The sequence below is a fragment of the Pseudoalteromonas sp. SG41-1 genome, from assembly GCF_014164575.1.
In the GTDB taxonomy this organism is placed as follows: Bacteria; Pseudomonadota; Gammaproteobacteria; order Enterobacterales; family Alteromonadaceae; genus Pseudoalteromonas; species Pseudoalteromonas rhizosphaerae.
This window is the reverse complement of the sequence record NZ_JACJFL010000003.1, coordinates 63,408-84,679: the sequence shown is the minus strand read 5'-3', so window position 1 is coordinate 84,679 and position 21,272 is coordinate 63,408. Positions and strand designations below refer to the sequence as shown.

The 21,272-nt window shown below is 40.2% G+C and carries 12 protein-coding genes; all 12 read left to right on the top strand.

Annotated features, from left to right (window positions below; all coding sequences use genetic code 11):
- The first annotated feature begins 47 nt into the window (after positions 1-47).
- The 12 genes from pepN to H5203_RS03420 all read left to right on the top strand — a co-directional run bounded on the left by pepN (position 48) and on the right by H5203_RS03420 (position 21,264).
- Complete coding sequence (gene pepN, locus H5203_RS03475; protein WP_145233809.1) at positions 48-2,642, top strand: aminopeptidase N; 2,595 nt, start codon at positions 48-50, stop codon at positions 2,640-2,642.
- A gap of 3 nt (positions 2,643-2,645) precedes the next feature.
- Complete coding sequence (locus tag H5203_RS03470) at positions 2,646-2,867, top strand: DUF2835 family protein (protein WP_145233811.1); 222 nt, start codon at positions 2,646-2,648, stop codon at positions 2,865-2,867.
- Between the two features lie 246 nt (positions 2,868-3,113).
- Positions 3,114-5,210, top strand: a complete 2,097-nt coding sequence (locus H5203_RS03465) for a DUF1302 domain-containing protein (protein WP_145233813.1) — start codon at positions 3,114-3,116, stop codon at positions 5,208-5,210.
- A 10-nt stretch (positions 5,211-5,220) separates the two neighbouring features.
- Positions 5,221-6,585, top strand: a complete 1,365-nt coding sequence (locus H5203_RS03460; RefSeq protein ID WP_145234104.1) for a DUF1329 domain-containing protein — start codon at positions 5,221-5,223, stop codon at positions 6,583-6,585.
- Between the two features lie 153 nt (positions 6,586-6,738).
- Entirely contained in the window at positions 6,739-7,740 is a 1,002-nt protein-coding gene (locus H5203_RS03455) for a YCF48-related protein (RefSeq protein WP_145233815.1), read from the top strand.
- On the top strand, positions 7,740-10,064 hold the full coding sequence (locus H5203_RS03450) for an RND family transporter (RefSeq protein ID WP_182757716.1): 2,325 nt from the start codon (positions 7,740-7,742) through the stop codon (positions 10,062-10,064). The genes H5203_RS03455 and H5203_RS03450 overlap by 1 nt, the downstream gene beginning before the upstream one ends.
- Positions 10,065-10,274: 210 nt before the next feature.
- A complete protein-coding gene (locus tag H5203_RS03445; RefSeq protein ID WP_182819382.1) occupies positions 10,275-15,116 on the top strand; it encodes an NAD-glutamate dehydrogenase in 4,842 nt (1,613 codons plus the stop codon).
- A 114-nt stretch (positions 15,117-15,230) separates the two neighbouring features.
- Entirely contained in the window at positions 15,231-16,241 is a 1,011-nt protein-coding gene (gene pyrD / locus H5203_RS03440; RefSeq protein ID WP_145233821.1) for a quinone-dependent dihydroorotate dehydrogenase, read from the top strand.
- Between the two features lie 120 nt (positions 16,242-16,361).
- Entirely contained in the window at positions 16,362-16,892 is a 531-nt protein-coding gene (locus tag H5203_RS03435) for a cell division protein ZapC domain-containing protein (RefSeq protein WP_145233823.1), read from the top strand.
- Between the two features lie 90 nt (positions 16,893-16,982).
- On the top strand, positions 16,983-19,100 hold the full coding sequence (rlmKL, locus tag H5203_RS03430; protein WP_145233826.1) for a bifunctional 23S rRNA (guanine(2069)-N(7))-methyltransferase RlmK/23S rRNA (guanine(2445)-N(2))-methyltransferase RlmL: 2,118 nt from the start codon (positions 16,983-16,985) through the stop codon (positions 19,098-19,100).
- The gene (locus tag H5203_RS03425) at positions 19,093-19,329 is read left to right on the top strand and encodes a glutaredoxin family protein (protein WP_182730950.1); all 237 of its coding nucleotides are present in this window, start codon (positions 19,093-19,095) and stop codon (positions 19,327-19,329) included. Before rlmKL ends, H5203_RS03425 begins: the two co-directional genes overlap by 8 nt.
- Positions 19,330-19,344: 15 nt before the next feature.
- Positions 19,345-21,264, top strand: a complete 1,920-nt coding sequence (locus tag H5203_RS03420) for an ABC transporter ATP-binding protein (protein WP_145233830.1) — start codon at positions 19,345-19,347, stop codon at positions 21,262-21,264.
- The last annotated feature ends 8 nt before the right edge of the window (positions 21,265-21,272 follow it).

Genomic DNA, 21,272 nt, shown 5'->3' with positions numbered 1-21,272 from the left:
ATAAATTATACGCTCCTCTGCTAAGAGGAGCCACTTTGGAGTTTCACATGACTGCATTAAAAAAACCTCAAGCACAGTATCTTAAAGATTACCAAGCTCCACCATTTTTAATTGATCACATTGATTTGACCTTCGATTTATTGCCGTTAAACACCCGTGTTACGAGTATAATGACGATCACGAAAAAAATAGCATGTGTGGCAGATTTAGTGCTTGATGGCATTGATTTGACGCTGATCTCAATTACTGTAGATAACAACGCATATACAGATTATGACCTACTTGATGAGCAGCTTGTGATCCATAATCTACCAGCGCAATGCCAGCTTACAATCGTTAATGAAATAGCGCCAAAAACTAACACATCTTTAGAAGGTTTATATCTATCTGGCGGTGCGTATTGTACACAATGTGAAGCGCAAGGCTTTAGAAAAATAACCTATTATCTTGACCGCCCAGATGTACTTGCAAGCTTTGACGTGACTATTATTGCTGACGAGCAGTTTACTCATTTATTATCAAATGGTAATAAATTAGCGGAAGGCAAATTAGACAATGGCCGTCACTTTGCAAAATGGCAAGACCCATTCAAAAAGCCAAGTTACTTGTTCGCACTTGTTGCAGGGGACTTTGATGTACTTGAAGATACCTTTGTTACGCAAAGTGGTCGTACAATAGATTTAGCCTTGTTTGTTGATAAAGGGAATTTACCGAAAACTCCTCATGCGATGGCATCACTTAAAAAATCAATGCAGTGGGATGAGCAGCGTTTTAATCTTGAGTATGATTTAGATATTTACATGATCGTTGCTGTGGATTTTTTCAATATGGGCGCGATGGAAAATAAAGGTCTGAATATTTTCAACTCTAAATGTGTGTTGGCTAATCAAGAAACCGCCACTGATAAAGATTATCACACCATAGAGTCAATCGTTGGCCATGAGTATTTTCATAACTGGACAGGGAACCGAGTGACTTGTCGTGATTGGTTTCAACTGTCGTTAAAAGAAGGCTTAACAGTTTTTCGTGATCAAGAGTTTAGCAGTGATTTAGGCTCGCGGGCACTGAATCGTATTGATGCGGTTAAAGTAATGCGTACTCATCAATTCAGTGAAGATGCCGGTCCTATGGCACATCCGATCCGTCCCGAACAAGTGATTGAGATGAATAACTTCTATACAGTAACTGTGTACGACAAAGGCGCTGAAGTTATCCGTATGATGCACACGTTATTGGGAGAAGAAAAGTTCCAGCAGGGCATGGCACTTTATTTTCAGCGTCATGATGGGCAAGCCGTTACCTGTGATGATTTTGTTGCGGCTATGAGTGATGCCTCAGGTATCGATTTAACTCAGTTTAAACGTTGGTATAGCCAAGCTGGCACACCACGGCTAATCGTAAAACAAGAGTATGATAAGCTCAGTGGTACTTTTTCACTGCATATAGAGCAGCTGGCACCGCTTAATCAGCCAGAAAATGCGCCATTACATATCCCATTTGCTATCGAGCTACTTAATCAACAGGGCGAGTCTGTCTCTTTACAGTTTGAAGGACAGCCACTTGATCATGTCTTAGATGTCACAACAGCGCAGCAAACGTTTAGCTTTGATGGTTTAACCGCGAAGCCTGTAGCGGTGCTACTAGAGGATTTCTCTGCGCCGTGTATTGTTGAGCAACAAAATACAGCCACTGAATTATTACACATTATGCGCTTTGCGCGCAGTGACTTTTCGCGTTGGGATGCTCAACAACAATTGTTCATTGGGGCGGTTAAAGGGGCCATTATAACACCTGAAAATAATCAATTGGATCCAGCAATTATTACTGCATTACGTAGTTTATTAGTTGATCAGGAGGGAGATTTAGCTTTAATTGCTGAATTATTAAAACTGCCTAGTTTTGATACCCTCGCAGCTGAGTTTAATGTGATCCCTGTGGATCAATTGGTTGCGGTGACAAATCAGTTTGAGTTACAAATTGCTCAGCAACTGCGTAGTGAGTTCTTAGACTGTTATCAAAGTTTAATTGATGACGGCTCTGTAAGTGCAACAGCTGTCGCTATACGTGCATTAAAAGGTATGTGCTTGCATTATTTGGCAAAAATTAATGAGCTTGATATCAATCAACTTCTTGTTAGTACTGCTAATTCACACAATATGACCAATGTACTCGCCGCGCTCAGTGCAGTGGTAAAAGCTGATAATCCATTAGCAAAAGAGTTGTTAAACCAATTTGACAGTCAGTGGCGCCATGATGTGTTAGTGATGGATAAGTGGTTTGCATTGCAAGCAATGCAAGGTGGCGATGACGCCATTAGTAATATCAAAAAGTTATATGATCACCCTTGTTTTGATTTTTCAAACCCAAACCGTGTCAGGGCACTAGTGGGCAGTTTTAGTCATTTTAATACCGCACAGTTTCACCGTGAAGATGGTACAGGTTATCAATTGCTAGGTGACTTACTAGTTAAGCTTAATGCAATCAACCCCCAAAATGCATCACGTATGTTAACGCCATTTATGTCATGGCGCAGATATGATGAGGTACGTTCAGTTGCAATCAAAGCTCAGCTGCAACGCCTAGCTTTGCTTGATAATTTAAGTGATGACTTGTTTGAAAAAGTTGATAAAGCACTACAATAAATTATGATCGAATATTATTTTTTACTGAACTTAACCTACAAGCAGTGCATGGATTACTACGAAGGTAAGTATACATCAGTTCAAGTAATTGAAGATGGTGGCAAAAAAGTACGTTTTGCCGCCAGCCATTTGCGTCCTTTTATTTCCTCTTTAGGGGTAAGAGGGCGCTTTCGACTTTTGCTTACTCCAGAGTATAAATTTTTACGTTTGGAGCGTGTTGCCTAAAACAATATTTTAAAATAATCACTTATAATATTGTTTTTTTGTTAATTCGATTTGTCCTATTGTTAATTTACGTGTATAAATTATCTGGTAGGACGTCTTACCATTAGGTTAACGTCAACTAAACAGAAAAATTATGACCGATTGAACGCGTTCTATTTGTAATTTCTTTATTTCGCTTCTATCGTTACGACTACACTAAAAACAATAACTTGATCACAAAATTACCCGCGACAGGGGGAACACACAATGATAAGAAGATCGCTTTTTGTTAAAAATAAACTAGTACTAGGCATCGCAGCCGCTACTTTAGGGTTATCAGCAGCACACACACAGGCTGCAACGTTTGAGGCTGGAGGGTTTGATATAACCTTCGACTCTGCTTTTTCTTATGGACAAAGTATCCGTGTTGAAGACCGAAACTTTAACTTAATAGGTAAAAGTAATAACCCGTCTTTTGATTGGACAGGTTATAACTCTGTATTAAATCCAATTTATTCAGCGCAAGATGTCTGGGCCCAACCTGGCTCTTACTCTAATAACGGCGACGCTGGTGATTTGAACTTTGATAGCGGTGAATCTTTTTCAAAGCTGTTGAAAGGGACGCATGATTTATCTATCAACAAAGATAACTATGGTCTATTTACTCGATTTATGTATTTTTATGATTTTGAATTGATGGATGGCGATCGTGCCTATGTTAATCCAACTTCAGGGCAAGGAGTTGATCCTTGTGATGATAAAGACACAAAGAAACAAAGCTGCGCAGATATTCGTCTATTAGATGCTTACGTATGGGCTAACTTTGATTTAAATGACGGCAATAACCCACTTTCTATTCGTCTAGGACAACAAGTTATAAACTGGGGAGAAAGTACATTAATTTCTCACGGTATTAACGTAAATCCGGTCGATATTGATCGGTTAAAAGCGCCGGGTGCAGAGCTTAAAGAAGCTTTTATTCCAGTTGGTATGTTATGGGCATCTTTAGGGATCACTGAAAATGTGACTTTGGAAGGCTTTTACCAATACCAATGGCATGAAACACGTTTACCTGCAGCTGGAACGTATTTTTCAACCAATGACTTTGCCGCTGAAAATGGTTATCAGCAAAATGTACAGCTTGGTTTTACCTCCAACCCAGATATCGATTTAGCGTTTTTAACTGATAGCTTAAATAATTTGATGACTACCTTTGGTCAAGCTGCTGCCGCTAAAGGGATCGACCCTGCAAGTCCCGCAGGGCAAGCATTATTGGCACAAACTTATCTGGCATACCCTACTAAAGTCGCTCTTAAAGGCAAAGGGGATGATGGTAAAACTGAACCTGATGATGGTGGTCAATATGGTTTACGTTTAGGTATGTTCTTACCAGATTTTTATGACACTGAAGTTGCACTTTACCATGTAAACTACCATAGCCGCCGTCCTCTTATTTCAGGTCGCGTATCTAACTTTACACAAGCGTCACTGGCCCAAGATTTAGCCATGTTAGCAACGACTAAAATTACCTCTGACAATGTCTCTGATTTAAAAGCATTTGCTAAAGCAACCAATGAGTATCCAGAAGATATTAAATTGTATGGGTTAAGCTTTAATACATCAATTGGTGAAACGGCGTTTGCTGGTGAGTTCACTTTCCGTGAAGACGAACCACTACAAATCGATGACGTAGAATTGCTTTATGCTGCTATGCCTGAGCAATTAGCGTTAGCGGGACTTCGTCCTGAGTTTGCCGGTATTTCACAAATGAGTCAGGGTAACGCAGTTAGTGTTGTAGGCCCTGGGGAATTAGCAAAAGGTTATATTGAGCGTAATACTAGCCAATTGCAGTTTACAGCAACACATTTATTTGGCCCATCACTGGGTGCAGATAGCTGGGCTGTAGTGGGTGAAATTGGCGGCGTGCGCATAAATAATATGCCTGAATACGATGAAATGCGTTTAAATGTTTCAGGCACTGGTCGAAGCGGTATTATGACCGGCCCTAATGCAGATGATTACTCAACACTTCATATGGCTTTGTCTAATGGCCCCGAACAAAAAGAGTTTGCGACAGCATCATCATGGGGATATCGCTTAATTGCTAAAGGCGATTATTACAACTTCTTTAAAGGAGTTAATTTTTCACCTCGCTTTGTTTTCTCACATGATGTAAATGGTAACACACCAGACCCGATGTTCTTGTTTATTGAAGATCGCAAGTCACTTGGAGTGACAGCCAACTTTAATTATCAAAATGCATGGTCATTTGACTTTAGCTACAACTCTTTCTGGGGTGGCGGAGATACCAATACTTTCTCAGACCGTGATTTTGTTTCTTTTAATATTAAATATTCAATTTAAGGGTATCATGATGATAAAAAAACCTACCCTCATTGCACTAACGCTATGTAGTTTATTTTCTACAACAGCGGTCGTTGCAAAAATGACGAGCGAAGAAGTTGCGCGCTTAGGTGCAGATCTAACCCCATTAGGTGCTGAAAAAGCGGGTAATGCTGATGGCTCAATTCCGGCATGGACAGGTGGTATTACTAAAGCACCGGCAGGTTATACGCCGGGAATGCATCATCCAGATCCGTATGCTGACGACAAAGTACTTTTCACCATTGATAAATCAAATGTTGATAAATACAAAGCAAATTTAAGTCCTGGTCAAGTAGCTCTTTTTGAAGCGTATCCAGATACGTTTAAAATGAACATCTATACTACTCATCGCAGTGCTTCAAACCCACAGTTTGTCTATGATGCAACAAAACAATACGCACCAACTGCAGAGTTGATTGAAGAAGGTAATGGGATAAAAAATACTGCTATTGGCATTCCTTTTCCTATTCCAAAAACTGGCTTAGAGGCAATTTGGAACCATTTATTACGCTACCGTGGTCTGTCAATTGAGCGTTTTGGCGGTCAAGCGGCTCCAACAGCCTCAGGTTCGTATAATATGGTTGGCTTTGATGAGCAACTGTTAGTTAAGTACTCAGATCCAAAAGCAACACCTGCAGAGTTACAAGAATCTAATATTTTGTTTAAATTTAAACAAAAAGTCACCGAACCTGCGCGTTTAGCTGGCACGGCGCTATTAGTTCATGAAACCATGGACCAAATTTTAACTCCACGACAAGCGTGGACTTACAATTCTGGCCAGCGTCGTGTTCGTCGCGCGCCTAATGTTGCTTATGATGCACCAGGAACAGCAGCTGATAGCTTGCGTACAACCGATGATTTCGATATGTTTAACGGTTCGCCAAACCGCTATACATGGACGCTCAAAGGTAAGCAAGAGCTTTATGTACCATACAATAGTTATAAGCTACACAGTGATAAGTTACAGTATGACGATATTCTGATGGCCGGTCACATCAACCCGGAACATGTGCGTTATGAAAAACACCGTGTTTGGGTTGTAGAAGCAGATCTGAAAGGCGACACTCGTCATATTTATAAGAAGCGCGTATTTTATATTGATGAAGATAGCTGGCAAGTTCAAGTGACGGATATCTATGATAACCGTGACCAAATGTACCGTGTAGCGATGGCTCATACAATTAACTATTACGATGCGCTCACTAACTGGAGTACGTTAGACGTTTACTACGATTTGAATTCACGCCGTTACCTAGCGATTGGTTTAGATAACCAAGAGAAAATGTATGATTTCTCACAATCGTTTAATGATAATGAATTTACCTCAAGTGCACTGCGCCGCGAAGGTCGTTAATACACTCTAAGCACCTGGAATTATCTAGGTGCTTTTTTATTATTTCAAATCGCGTTTGTCACTCTGACACGCACTGGGTCATGACACTAACCGAGTCCCCCGACTGCACGTTATATACCGACAAACACATTCTTTTCAAGGCGATTTTAATTTATGAAGTACATGCTTTATGCAGGTCTTGCCGCTGTGGCGAGCCTTTCAACTCTTTCTATTGCAGCTGAACCACTTGCTGCAATTGTCGCAACTAAAGCAGATAAAACCCTGTTGACTGATATTGAATACACAGGAAAGCAACTGGTCGCTGTCGGAAAACATGGCACTATAATTACAAGCAGTAATGCAAAAAATTGGCAACAAGCGAGCGTTCCAACGCAAGTGTTACTAACGGCGGTTGCCTTCAGTGGCAGTGAACTTGGTTGGGCTTGCGGGCATGATGCGACTATTATTCATACCAATGATGGTGGTGCAAACTGGCAGTTGCAACAGGTGAACACGCAATTAGATAAACCTTGCTTAGATATTTTATTTACCAGTGAACTTCACGGCTTTGCTGTGGGTGCCTATGGTATGTTTTATGAAACCAGTGATGGTGGCAAACATTGGCAAAAGCGTTTTCTGGATTCTTTATTATTTGCAGATGATAGAGATTACTTAAATGATTTAAAAGAATCAGATCCACAAGGCTATGAAGCCGAAACTGCATCAATATTGCCGCACTTTAATCGTATTGTCACAACAAAAGATAAACTTATGTTAGTGGGCGAAATGGGTTTGTTAGCGCACAGTACAGACAACGGAAAAACATGGCAACGCGATGAAGAAATCTACCGGGGTTCCTTTTTTGCTTATGCCAGCGATGAACAAGGGCAAGAAATAGTTGCGGGTTTAAGAGGCAATATTTTTAGCCGTCAGGTAGGTGAGCAATGGCAACCAATAAGTAATAATAAAACCGCCACAATCAATAGTATTATCGCTAGCGGTGATAATCAATGGTTGTTACTTGCCAACAGCGGTGTGATTTTCCACTATAAAAATAATCAACTTACTATTGAGCAGTTAGCGGATGGTAAAGCAATTCTTGATGCCGTTATTTTTGAAAATCAATTGGTTATGGCATCAGAAAATGGCATTAAAGTGAAGGGGATGGCTCCATAATGCACACAATCGTCAATTTTTTAGAGAAAGCAGTTTTTCGTCATCGATTAATGATGGTGATAAGTTTTATTTTAATAACATGTTTTTTAGGTTTTAAAGCCACACAAATCCAACTTGATGCTTCATTTAATAAAAATATTCCACTTAATCATGATTATATGAAAGTGTATTTAAAGCATGAAAAGCAATTTGGTGGCGCAAATAGTATTTTGATCTCAGTGTGTGATGATAGCGGTGATATTTTTAATCCTGAGTTTTTCACCCAATTAAAAGCCGTTCATGATCAGTTATATTTTATTCCTGGGGTGAATCGTCCGTTAGTGAATTCAATTTTTTCACCCAGTGCACGTTTTGTCGAAGTTGTTGAAGACGGCTTTGCGGGTGGGCCAATTATTCCCGCCAATTTTACTGCTGATCAACGAGGTTTAGCGGTTGTTAAAGAGAATATCGAAAAAGCGAAAGTCGTAGGCAGGATGATTGCCTCTGATTATTCGTGTGCGATGGTAACCGCGCAGTTGATGGAAACTGATCCGCAAACGCAAGAAAAATTAGATACGTTAGCGTTTGCACAAAAGCTAGAAAGCGAAATTCGAGAGCCATTGAGCACTGATAAAGTAAGTATCCACATTATTGGTTTTGCCAAAATGGCCGGTGATATTGCCGAAGGTGCGAAAGGGGTTGTGTTATTTTTTGCTATTGCTATCGCGTTTACTTTCATCATGGTGTGGTTATTTTGCGGCAGCATCAAGCTCACTATTTTACCTATAGCCTGTTCAATTATTGCCGTGGTTTGGCAGTTGGGGATATTGTCGAGCTTAGGCTTTGGTCTAGATCCAATGTCGATTCTAGTACCATTCTTAGTGTTCGCAATCGGCGTAAGTCATGGCGTACAGATGATCAATGCAATAGGTAAAAAAGTCGCCGAAGGAAGCAGTAATACGCGTCTTTGCTGTCAGGCTAGTTTTAGATCGCTGTTAATACCCGGTGGTATTGCATTGCTGTCAGACACGGTCGGCTTTTTGACGTTACTAACCATAGATATAGGTATAATTCGTGAACTGGCTATCACAGCAAGTTTAGGTGTGGCTGTTATTATTTTTACTAATTTGATTTTATTGCCAGTATGGGCATCGTATATGCGCTTTGAAAACACAGTTCATATTCAATCAGGCAACAGCGAAAAACCAAACTTACTTGATTCAATTCGTGATCTGTTAGTCAAAGCCACGGATCCAAAATGCGCGAAAATCATTATTGGCTGCACCTTAGTATTGTTTGCTGTAGGTTATTGGCAAGCAGGGAAAATGCATATCGGCGATTTACATGCAGGTGCACCGTCATTGCATCAAGATGCCCGTTATAACCAAGATACCTTTTTAATATCGGACAAATATACAATTTCATCCGATATTCTAAAAGTGATTGTCGAAGCTTACCCTGCAGCATGTACAGAGCACGACGTAATGGATCGCATTAGTCGTTTTCAATATAAAGTTGAAAACTTAGCAGGTGTTCAATCAGCAGTATCCTTAAGCTCAGTAGCGCAGTCGGTTAATGCCGGGTATAACGAAGGTAATTTAAAATGGCAAAGTTTGCCTCGTAATACAGCAAGTTTGGTGCAATCTACCTCACGAGTCGAAACCAGTACCGGTTTACTCAATGGTGATTGTTCAGTTATGCCAGTGATTATCTTTTTAGATGATCATAAAGCGCAGACCATTGAACATATCATTGCCAGTGTTAAGCAATTTGCCATTGAAGAACAAACCGATATGCTGCAGTTTAAGTTGGCCTCAGGGCCTGTCGGCGTCATGGCTGCGACGAATGAATCAGTTTCTGCTGCACAATTACCAATGATGTTATACGTTTATGGTGCAGTTATTATTTTATGCTTGATTAGCTTTAAGAGTGTAAAAGCGACCATAGCGGTAGTGTTACCCTTGTATATTGTATCGACTCTTGCGCAAGCTTTAATGGTACAACTTGAAATCGGTCTGACGGTTTCAACGTTGCCAGTGATTGCACTAGGTGTAGGTATTGGGGTGGATTATGGGATTTATATTTTGTCATCGATGATGGGGCAATTAAAGCAAGGTGTTGCCTTACCAGTGGCGTATCGTAATGCACTCGTTGAGCGTGGTAGTGCGGTGTTATTTACCGGTATCACGTTAGCTATTGGTGTGAGCACCTGGATTTTCTCTGATCTTAAGTTCCAAGTGGACATGGGAATATTGTTAACCTTCATGTTTTTAGTCAATATGCTTGGCGCAGTATTACTTTTACCAGCAATTGGTAGTTTGATCTGGACTGACCAGAAAAAATAATGTGAATAATTTTGCTCCTAAATGGCCTGTAAAGGCCATTTATATCTATAATTTGTGAATAGATGACCAAATAGCTGAAATGCTTAAAATGTTTTCATCGAAAGGGCTGTTTATTAATTTTAAAAGGGTTAGAATTTGCCTGACTCCACACAATAAATTGCTGTACAAATTTTCCATCTAAGTAGGTGGTATAGATTTAAGGAACATGTAATGACACGAAATGAAGGGCAAGCCTCGGTTATCTTAGATAATGTCTGTAAGCTGATCCAGAAAAAAGTTCACGCTGATAATGTGTTACTCGTTGAGAAATTCGCCAAATCCTTGTACAGCAATATGTCTAAAGAAGATTTGGCACATCGCAATGATAGTGACTTATATGGCGCTGCACTTAGCCTATGGAACTCGCTAGAAAAAAATACCTCTGATGATGCGGTGATCCGCGTTTTCAATCCTGAAGTAGCAAAAGATGGCTGGCAGTCATCACACACAATCGTCGAAATTATCGCTAAAGATATGCCATTTTTAGTTGATTCTGTTCGTATGGCGATGACCCGCGAAAATATCGCATCTCACTTGCTATTACACAGCCCACTTAAGATTCAACGCGATAAAAACGCTAAAATTTCGGCTTTATCAAATTTAAAAGCCGAACAAGAGTCTAGCTCTACAAAAACAGTGTTTTTTATCGAAATTGATCGCCAAACAGATTCTTCAGTGATTGACTCGTTCAAAAAAGAGCTTGAGTCAGTGTTGAACGATGTGTCTACTGCGGTAGAAGATTGGCAACCGATCCGCAAAAAGTTAATTGCGGTCAGTAAAGAATTACCAAAACGTAATCATAACAACAATGCAAGTGAAGTTGCAGAGACTGTTGAATTCTTAGATTGGTTAGTAAAAGATAATTTTACATTAATGGGCTATCGCCAATACGATTTGTCGCCAGTACAAGGCGATTACCAGCTCAAAGGTAAAATCGAGGGCAGCTTAGGTTTGATGAAGAATTCAACCGAAGAGCATTCTCGCCTGTTATCTGAATTACCAGAAGTTGCCCGTCAAGAAGCCCGTAGCAATAACCTGTTGATCCTTACAAAAACCAATTCGTTATCACGCGTACATCGCCCAGCATACATAGATTATGTAGGGATTAAACGTTTTGATGATGAGGGGAATGTGATTGGCGAAGACCGTTTCATCGGGTTGTTTTCATCAAGTTTTTATAACAACAGCGCCGCTGATGTGCCAGTTTTAAAAAGTAAAATAAATCGCATCATGGAAATGTGTGATTTTGCCAAAGGCACTCATGCTTATAAAGCGGTATTAAATATTCTTGAAACCTATCCGCGTGATGAACTTGTTCAGGCCCGTGAAAGCGAGTTACTTGAAGTTGCAATGGGTGTTTTACAAGTACAAGAGCGCGATATGTGTCGCTTATTTGTGCGTAAAGATGCCTATGGTCGTTTTTTCTCTTGCATGGTCTATGTACCGCGTGAGCGTTATAACACAGCACTGCGCCGTGAAACACAAGATATTTTAGGCAATGCATTTAATTCAGACGATAAAGTCGAATTTACTACCTTCTTCTCTGAGTCTACACTGGCGCGTACTCATTATACCGTGCGTGTGACTGACAACAATATAGAATATAACGTGAAAGACATCGAAAATAATTTAGTAGAAGCCGCTCGTACTTGGGAAGATAAATTACAATCAGCACTGTTAGAGTCTGCTGGTGAAGCACGTGGTAACGAATTAAACCGCAAATATTGTAATGCGTTTGCTCGTTCTTACAAAGATGAAGTACTGCCAAGTGCCGCTGTTGTTGATATTGAAAAGCTTGAACTATTGAATAACGATAACAAGCTTGAAATGTTGTTTTACCGTCCGCAAGAAGAAGCGAACAGCAACATTGTACGTTTGAGCTTATTCCACAAAGATGAGCCAATCCATTTATCAGACGTTATGCCAATGCTTGAAAACTTTGGCTTGCGCGTCATTGGTGAAACGCCTTATTCGGTTAAAACCAGCGATGGCCGTATCAACTGGATCATGGATTTCTCAATGCTACTTGATAGCAAAGGCATTGCAGATTTCGATAAAGTATCAGCACGTTTTCGTGCCGCACTTACTAGTGTGTGGAGTAACCGTTTAGAAAATGACGGCTTTAACCGTTTAGTGTTAATGGGTGGCTTAACTGGTCGCGAAGCCTCAATTTTACGCGCTTATGCAAAATACATGCGCCAAGTTGGGGTTACTTTCTCGCAAACCTACATCGAGAGCACATTAGCTAATTACCCGCACATTGGTTCGCAAATTGTTAATTTATTTGCTAAAAAGTTCTCTGTTAAAAGCCCTGCTAGTGTTAAAACGCTTGATAAGCTAATTGCGCAAATTTATGTAGAACTTGAAAACGTTGCTAACTTAGATGATGACCGTATTATTCGTTTATACGTCGATATGATCATTGCTACGCTGCGTACTAACTACTTCCAAAAAGATGACATAGGTCAGTTTAAGTCTTATGTGTCGTTCAAAGTAAATCCAAGCTTAATTCCAGATATGCCATTGCCATTACCAGCATTTGAAATATTTGTTTATTCTCCACGTGTAGAAGGTGTGCATTTACGTGGTGGTAAAGTTGCGCGTGGTGGCTTGCGTTGGTCAGATCGTCGTGAAGATTTCCGTACGGAAGTACTAGGTCTAGTTAAAGCACAACAAGTAAAGAATACAGTTATTGTACCTGTAGGCTCAAAAGGCGGCTTTGTTTGTAAACAACTGCCAACGGATCGTGACGCATTCTTCAAAGAAGGCCAAGAGTGTTACAAAATCTTCATTCGTGGTTTATTAGATATCACAGATAACATTATCCAAGGTGAAATTGTGCCGCCGGTTGATGTAACTCGTCATGATGAAGATGATGCATATTTGGTTGTAGCAGCTGACAAAGGTACAGCTACTTTCTCTGATATTGCCAATGGCATTGCCAATGAATATAACTTCTGGCTAGGTGATGCATTCGCATCAGGTGGTTCAGTAGGTTATGACCATAAGAAAATGGGTATTACGGCCAAAGGCGCATGGGAATCGGTTAAACGCCATTTCCGCGAAATGGACATTGATACACAAACAACTGATTTTACGGTAGTTGCAATTGGTGATATGGCTGGGGATGTATTTGGTAATGGTATGTTGTTATCCAAGCATATCCGTTTACAAGTGGCATTTAACCACATGCATATCTTTGTTGATCCAAACCCAGATTCAGCAACGTCTTACCCAGAGCGCGAGCGCCTATTTAACTTACCTCGTTCATCGTGGGAAGACTACAACAAAGACTTGATTTCAGCGGGCGGCGGGGTGTTCTCACGTGCGGCTAAATCAATCACTTTAACGCCAGAAATGAAAAAAATGTTGGGCACTAAAAAAGCCAGCATGACACCAAACGAGTTGATCAAAGCATTCTTAATGATGGAATTCGATCTATTATGGAATGGCGGTATTGGTACTTACATCAAGAGCAGTAAAGAAAGCGATGCAGATGTAGGCGACCGTGCAAATGACGCCCTACGTATCAATGGTAGTGAGCTTGGTGCAAAAGTACTCGGTGAGGGTGGCAACTTAGGTGCAACCCAATTAGGACGTATTGAATTTGCTGCTAAAGGCGGTCGCGTTAATACTGACTTCATCGATAACGTAGGTGGTGTTGCGTGTTCTGATAACGAAGTAAATATCAAAATTTTACTTAATGGTTTAGTTACAGCCGGTGATTTAACGCGTAAACAACGTGATGAACTACTGTATTCAATGACCGATGAAGTTGCACAACTGGTACTGAAAGATTGTTATCGCCAAACGCATACACTGTCAATTACGCAATCAAAAGGCTCATCAACGCTTAAAGAAAAAGTACGCTTTATTCATGCCCTTGAAAAAGATGGCAAGTTAAATCGTGCAATTGAATTTATTCCAAGCGATGAAGAGTTGGCAGAACGCGCTGCAGCGGGTAAAGATTTAACTCGCCCAGAGTTATCTGTGCTTGTGTCGTACGCTAAAATGGTACTTAAAGAGTCACTCGTGACTGACGACATCACAGAAAATCCATATTATCGTCAGCTATTAGTGAAGTCTTTCCCTTTACCACTACGTGAAAAGTTCAATACTGCGATGGATAATCACCCACTGCGTAAAGAGATTATTGCTACTAAATTAGCTAATAATATCGTTAACGATATGGGTCTGAACTTCATGGTACGTATGCATGAAGAAACTGGCGCGAACGAAGCTGAAATAGCGTTATGTTACTCTGTTGCCAGTGAAGTATTCCAAATGCGTGATACTTGGTCTGCAATTGTTGATCTTGATAACAAGATCCCAGCCGCAGTGCAAACTGAAATGTTGTATCAGTTACGTCGTACAGTACGCCGAGCAACACGTTGGTTCTTACGTCATCGCAATAAAGCGCAAAATATTGAGCAAACAATTGCCTTCTTTGCACCGACCTTCGCTGATTTAAGTGCAAACTTAACTAACTACATGGTTGAAAAAGAAAGTGAACGTTTATCTGCTGCCGCAGACAAGCTTATTGAAAGTGCAGTGCCAGCTGAGCTTGCAACACGTATTGTATCGCTCTCTAGCTTGTTCTCAGTAATGGACTTAGCAGAAGTTGCTGCAAATTCAGGGCGTAGTATTGATATGGTATCTAATACCTACTTCAAACTAGGTGCACGGATGGGACTGCATTGGTTCCTTGACCAAATTACTCATCAGCCGGTGGCGAATCATTGGCAAGCATTGGCCCGCGCTTCATACCGTGAAGAGCTTGATTGGCAACAACGTACACTATCTGAAGTTGTTTTAAATAACTTTGCTGGTGATAACAAAGATGTTGACGGTCAAATTGATCAGTGGATGGACAGCCAAGATTTATTACTACAACGCTGGAAGCAAATGTTAGCTGAATTTAAGACTTCACAAAGTCATGATTTTGCTAAGTTCTCAGTTGCATTACGTGAACTTATGCTACTTAGTCATAACTGTGATACATCTGCAAAATAAGCAATTGATACTGACTGATTATTTTCCCACATGAAAATAATGAGTTAATCGTTAAAATTGTTATACAATACCCCAGCCTAGTCTGGGGTATTTTTTTATTAAGAGGATTATTTCATGTTTTACGATCTTGCTCGCCGTTTTATGTTCACCCGTGATGCGGAATGGGCCCATGAATTTGCACTTCATAACTTACGCCGTTTTAACAATACCCCATTCAGTGCTGCATGGTCGCAATCAGTGGCAGATCGTCCAGTCGAATTTTTAGGTTTACAGTTTAAAAACCCAGTAGGATTAGCAGCTGGCCTTGATAAAAATGCAGAATGTATTGATGCGTTTGCAAAGATGGGTTTTGGCTTTATTGAGGTAGGTACTGTGACACCTCGTCCACAAGTCGGTAATGACAAGCCGCGTATTTTCCGTCTGCCAGAGTCAAATGCAATTATCAATCGTATGGGCTTTAATAATAAAGGTGTTGATAACCTAATTAATAACGTTAAGGCTGCTAAATACGACGGCATTCTAGGTATCAATATTGGTAAGAATAAAGATACCCCAAATGAACAAGGTAAAGACGATTACATCCACTGTATGCGTAAAGTGTTTGAACATGCCTCATATATTACTGTCAATATCTCATCACCAAATACGCCTGGACTTCGTGATCTGCAATATGGTGCTGCACTGGATGATCTATTGCAAAGCCTTAAAAATGAGCAGCTTGATTTGATCGCCAAACATAATAAACAAGTGCCAATGCTAGTAAAAATTGCTCCAGACCTTGATGCTGTGCAAATAGCTCAAGTTAGTGAATCATTATTAAATAACAACATCGATGGTGTAATAGCGACGAATACTACCTTAGAGCGCGCTGCGGTGCATGGACAACAATATGCTGATGAAGCCGGAGGCCTGTCAGGTCAGCCAGTACGTGAGCGATCCACTCATGTAGTGCAAGAATTAAAACGTTTAACCGCAGGTAAGTTGCCGATCATTGGAGTGGGCGGAATTGATGATGCTGCCAGTGCGAAAGAAAAATTATCAGCAGGTGCAGATCTTGTACAGGTATACACTGGATTTATATATAAAGGACCGCAATTGGTAAAAACGATCCTGCAAGGCTTATAAGGATCCGTTATTTAAGCTTTTGATCGTTCAATAAATGTTCTAAAGAAATATATATTAATTGGTCAAAAGCCGCTATACTACAATATTCATAAGATTAATTAGTAGGGGCGTAGGGAACGCATGTTACAAGCATCAAAGCAGTGGAAATGGATTGCTTGTCCAGTAAGAAATCGTTTATTGATCGATTTAGATCAAGATATGCAGCTGTGCACGCCTTATAAACTACGTCAACTCACCGATGCTATTTTAACCCAACCTAACTTTAGTTTAGAAGATGCCGCCTTTTATCAGCAGGTTTACCAATATCTTGCTGGATTTAATCTATGGAATGGAGCACAGCTATGTCAAATTGCGCTCAATGCGACAGCAGCTAAATTTTATTTAAAGCCAATGCTGGCAAAAAGTTGGTTTTTCGAACCCTACAAAGGCAATGAGCCCAGTATAGAAGCAGTTATAAAATTGCAAACTAGCGAACAAAGTGGTGAGTTTTTGATTGTTGACCACTGTAAAGAAGCCTCTTTATGCATTTGTCTATCTGAGCATTTTAAGCTTGATGAAAACTTAAGCCTTAATCAATTTGAAGCTATTCGTATACTTAACAATCGTGTCCATCCAATTTATAACCACGCACAAAACAGTAAAACAGCCTAAGCATATTTTTTGTAGTTCCTTTGTTTATCGCGTGTTTGTCGCCCAACCTATGTTATAATCCAGCGCAATTAGCTATTAAGGGTTATTACTTTGCATTTTATCGCACTTACTTCTATCGGAATCGAAAATTTATTGGTTGATGAACTTACTGACATTGGCGCTACGGTGACCAAACAAACAGTCGGTTCTGTGCGTTTTGACGCCGACACTACATTAGCACAAAAGGTCTGTTTAATGAGCCGCTTCGCGACACGAGTGCTGATGTTGATCGAAGAGAAAGAGGGCGTAAATAATAAAGAAAGCCTTTACAATTTTGCTCGCTCACAGCCTTGGCAGGAATGGTTTGGTCCAACGCAAACTTTTGCAGTCGACTTTAATGGTACCAACGACTCACTTAAAAATACCCAGTTCTCAGGTTTAGTGATCAAAGATGCGATTGTTGATTATTTTAATGATTTATTTGAACAGCGGCCAAACGTTGATAAACAAGATGCCAATGTACGCGTTGTTGCGCGTTTATCGCGTCAAGGTGTGGCCATGTATATCGATTATTCAGGACCGCGTTTATCTGAACGTGGTTATCGAGAAGGTCAAGGTAAGGCACCTATTAAAGAGCATTTAGCGGCAGCACTGATCAAACGCAGTGGTTGGCTTGACAATGTTCAACAGCCGCTATTTGATCCCTGCTGTGGTGCAGGTACTATTTTGATTGAAGCTGCTGGCATGGCGCGTAATGAAGCGCCGGGTTTATTCCGTGAGGGATTTGCATTTGAGCGCTTACCAAGTTTCCGTATTGCTAAATACAAAGAGTTAAAAGAGCAGCTTACAGCACAAATTACAGATCCTAAACTATGGCTTATTGGCCATGACAATGACGCTAATGTACTAAGCAAAGCAGTAGATAATGCTCGTAGAGCTGATCTAGGTGATGTGATCAAGTTTAAACAAAGCGATGCAACTAAGCTTACCTCAGTGGCAAAATTACCAGGTGTGGTTATTTCAAATTTACCGTATGGTGAACGTATTGGTTCGATGGCTGAGTTGGTAAGTTTACATAGTGCTTTAGGTACAGGCTTTAAAAAACATTTTAATAACTGGAAACTTGCTCTACTAGGCATGGATGAGAGTTTATTTAAATTATTAAAACTGGTGAAACTCAAGCGTTATAAATTTAAAAATGGTCCTCTTGATGTGGTACTTAATTTATATCAACTTGATGACAAACAAGTCAGCCAAACAACTGAAGATAAGCCTGCATTGAACTTTGAAGGTTCAATGTCGTTTGCTAATCGGGTTAAAAAGAATAAGCAAGGCTTGAAAAATTGGCTCAAACAAAATGATGTGCAGGCCTATCGTGTCTACGATGCTGACATCCCTGAATACAATGTAGCCGTTGATATTTATGGTGATTCAGCGGTAATATTTGAGTACGCTGCGCCGAAAGAAATTGACGATGTAACAGCGCACAAACGTTTACAAGACGTGATTTCGTTAACCTCACAGCAGCTCAATATCGCACCTGGAAATATTGCTGTAAAAGTACGTAAAAAGCAAAAAGGTGAAGAGCAATACACACCAATGGCTAAGCAAAATCGTACTCAAGTAGTTGAGGAGTTTGGCGCGAAGTTTAAAGTCAATTTATTTGATTACTTAGATACTGGCTTGTTTTTAGACCATCGTCTAGCTCGTCGTTATATCCAAGAAAATGCCAAAGATAAACGCTTCTTGAATTTATTTGCCTACACAGGGACAGCCTCTGTACATGCAGCTCTGGGTGGCGCTAAAGCGATAACCACGGTTGATCTATCAAAAACCTATTTAAAATGGGGCCAAGATAACTTTGATCTGAACAATATCAGTAATACCCGTTATCGTTTTGAACAGGCTGATTGTTTGAAGTGGCTTGAGCATGCCACAAGCCAATACGATTTGATCTTTTTAGATCCGCCAACGTTTTCAAATTCAAAACGCATGAAAGATGCTTTTGATGTACAAAATGATCATATTAAATTACTGACATGGGTTAAAAAAATTCTCAGTCCATCTGGCACGTTGATTTTCTCGAATAATATGCGTGGCTTCACCATGGATGAAGTGGGCTTGATTGGCTTAGGCTTAAAAGCTGTTAATATTTCAGAGCAGACGATTTCTCCTGACTTTAAACGCAATAAAAAAATACATAATAGCTGGTTGATAACCCATGGCTAAGTGGATTTTGTATCATACCGATGGCTGTCATTTATGTGAGCAAGCGCAGGGCTTGATCACGCCGTTGTTGGGTGATGATCTGTTACAGCTTGTTGATATTATGAGTGATGAAGAATTAATTACAGAATATCAGACCAGTATACCCGTTTTAAAAAGCGATCAAGGCCCGCAATTATTTTGGCCTTTCACTGCGCAAGATGTGCGTCAGTTTTTTACGCAAACAGAATAAGAGTAAACAGATAGTATGGATTTAATTAGAATTTCTAAAGCTCAACTCGCGTATGGTACGCATCCACTGTTAGACAACGCTGATGCCGTCATCGAAACTGGTGAGCGTGTGTGTGTAGTTGGTCGTAATGGTGCGGGTAAATCAACGTTACTAAAAGTCCTTGATGGCCAAGTTATTTTAGATGATGGTGAAATAAATCAGTTAGGTAGTATTAAAATATCTCGTCTAGAGCAAGATCCACCAAAAGGAGCTAGTGGCTCGGTGTTTGATTATGTTGCTCAAGGTATGCCTGAGATTGCAAATTTATTAATTGATTTTCATCACGTCAGCACTGAGTTACAAACTGACTGCACAGATAAACTACTTAATAAACTTGAACGTTTATCAAATCAACTCGAAGCTGCAGATGGTTGGCGTTTTGATAGTAGAATTCAACTTGTATTAACACAGTTAGAATTAGCACCAGAAGCCAAACTTGAATCACTTTCTGGTGGCTGGTTACGCAAAGTTGCCCTTGCACGGGCACTTGTCAGTGAGCCGGATTTATTATTACTTGATGAGCCTACTAACCATTTAGATATGGAAAGTGTAATGTGGCTTGAACAATTCTTAAAAGAGTTTAAAGGCGGTATTGTCTTTATTTCTCACGACCGTGCGTTTATTCGTGCAGTGGCGACGCGGATCTTAGACTTAGATCGCGGTAAGCTGATTTCATACCCTGGCGATTATGCTACTTATTTAGAGCAAAAAGCCCATGATTTAAAAGTAGAAGAAACGCAAAACGCATTATTTGACAAACGCTTAGCAGAAGAAGAAACGTGGATCCGCCAAGGTGTAAAAGCACGTCGAACGCGTAATGAAGGCCGTGTCCGCGAGCTTAAACAGCTACGTAATGAACGCAAACAGCGTGTTGATCAAGTGGGTAAAACTGACTTCAATATTGAAACGGCAGACCGTTCAGGAAAATTAGTATTTGAAGCTAAACATCTAAATCATGCATTTAATAAAGACAAAGTAATTGCCAATGACTTCTCTACTTTAGTTATGCGTGGCGATCGTATTGGCTTAGTTGGCCCTAATGGTATTGGTAAGACGACTTTATTAAAACTGCTATTTGGTGATATTGAAGCTGATGCAGGGATTGTTAAGCAAGGGGTGAACTTAGAGTTTGCTTACTTTGATCAATACCGCCAAAAGCTTGATGAAGAAGCCACCGTACAAGATAACGTTGCCGAAGGTAAGCAAGAAGTAATGATGGGCGGACGCTCACGTCATGTACTCGGTTATTTACAAGACTTTTTATTCCCGCCTGCGCGTGCTCGTACACCGGTTAAAGCACTCTCTGGCGGTGAAAAAAATCGCTTATTATTAGCTAAACTATTTTTAAAACCATCAAATATTCTTGTGCTTGATGAGCCGACCAATGATTTAGATATAGAAACCCTCGAGCTGTTAGAGGATATTATTAATCAGTATCAGGGAACCGTGTTAATTGTAAGCCATGACCGTGAGTTTATTGATAATACCTGTACCAGTGTTTGGGCATTTGAAGGTAATGGGGTAATTACAGATATTGTCGGTGGTTACAGTGATTATGAAGCCTATGCTAATTATTTATCACAGGAACAAAAAAAACAGCTAACTACACCTGCTAAAAAAGAAGCAGTCGTTGCACCAGCTCCTGTAGCTAAAGCAGATAACAAAAGTAATAAACTCTCTTACAAATTAAAACTTGAATTAGAACAATTACCCAGTAAGCTGGAACAACTTGAACAAGCATTAGAAGCGCAGCAAGTTGTGGTTAATGACGCTGATTTCTTTAAACAAGATGCCAGTGCGACAACCAAAGAATTGAACCATTTAGCACAACTTGAGTCTGACCTTGAAGCCGCTCTGGAGCGCTGGGAAGAACTTGAAGATTTAAAGAATCAGTAGTAAGGACT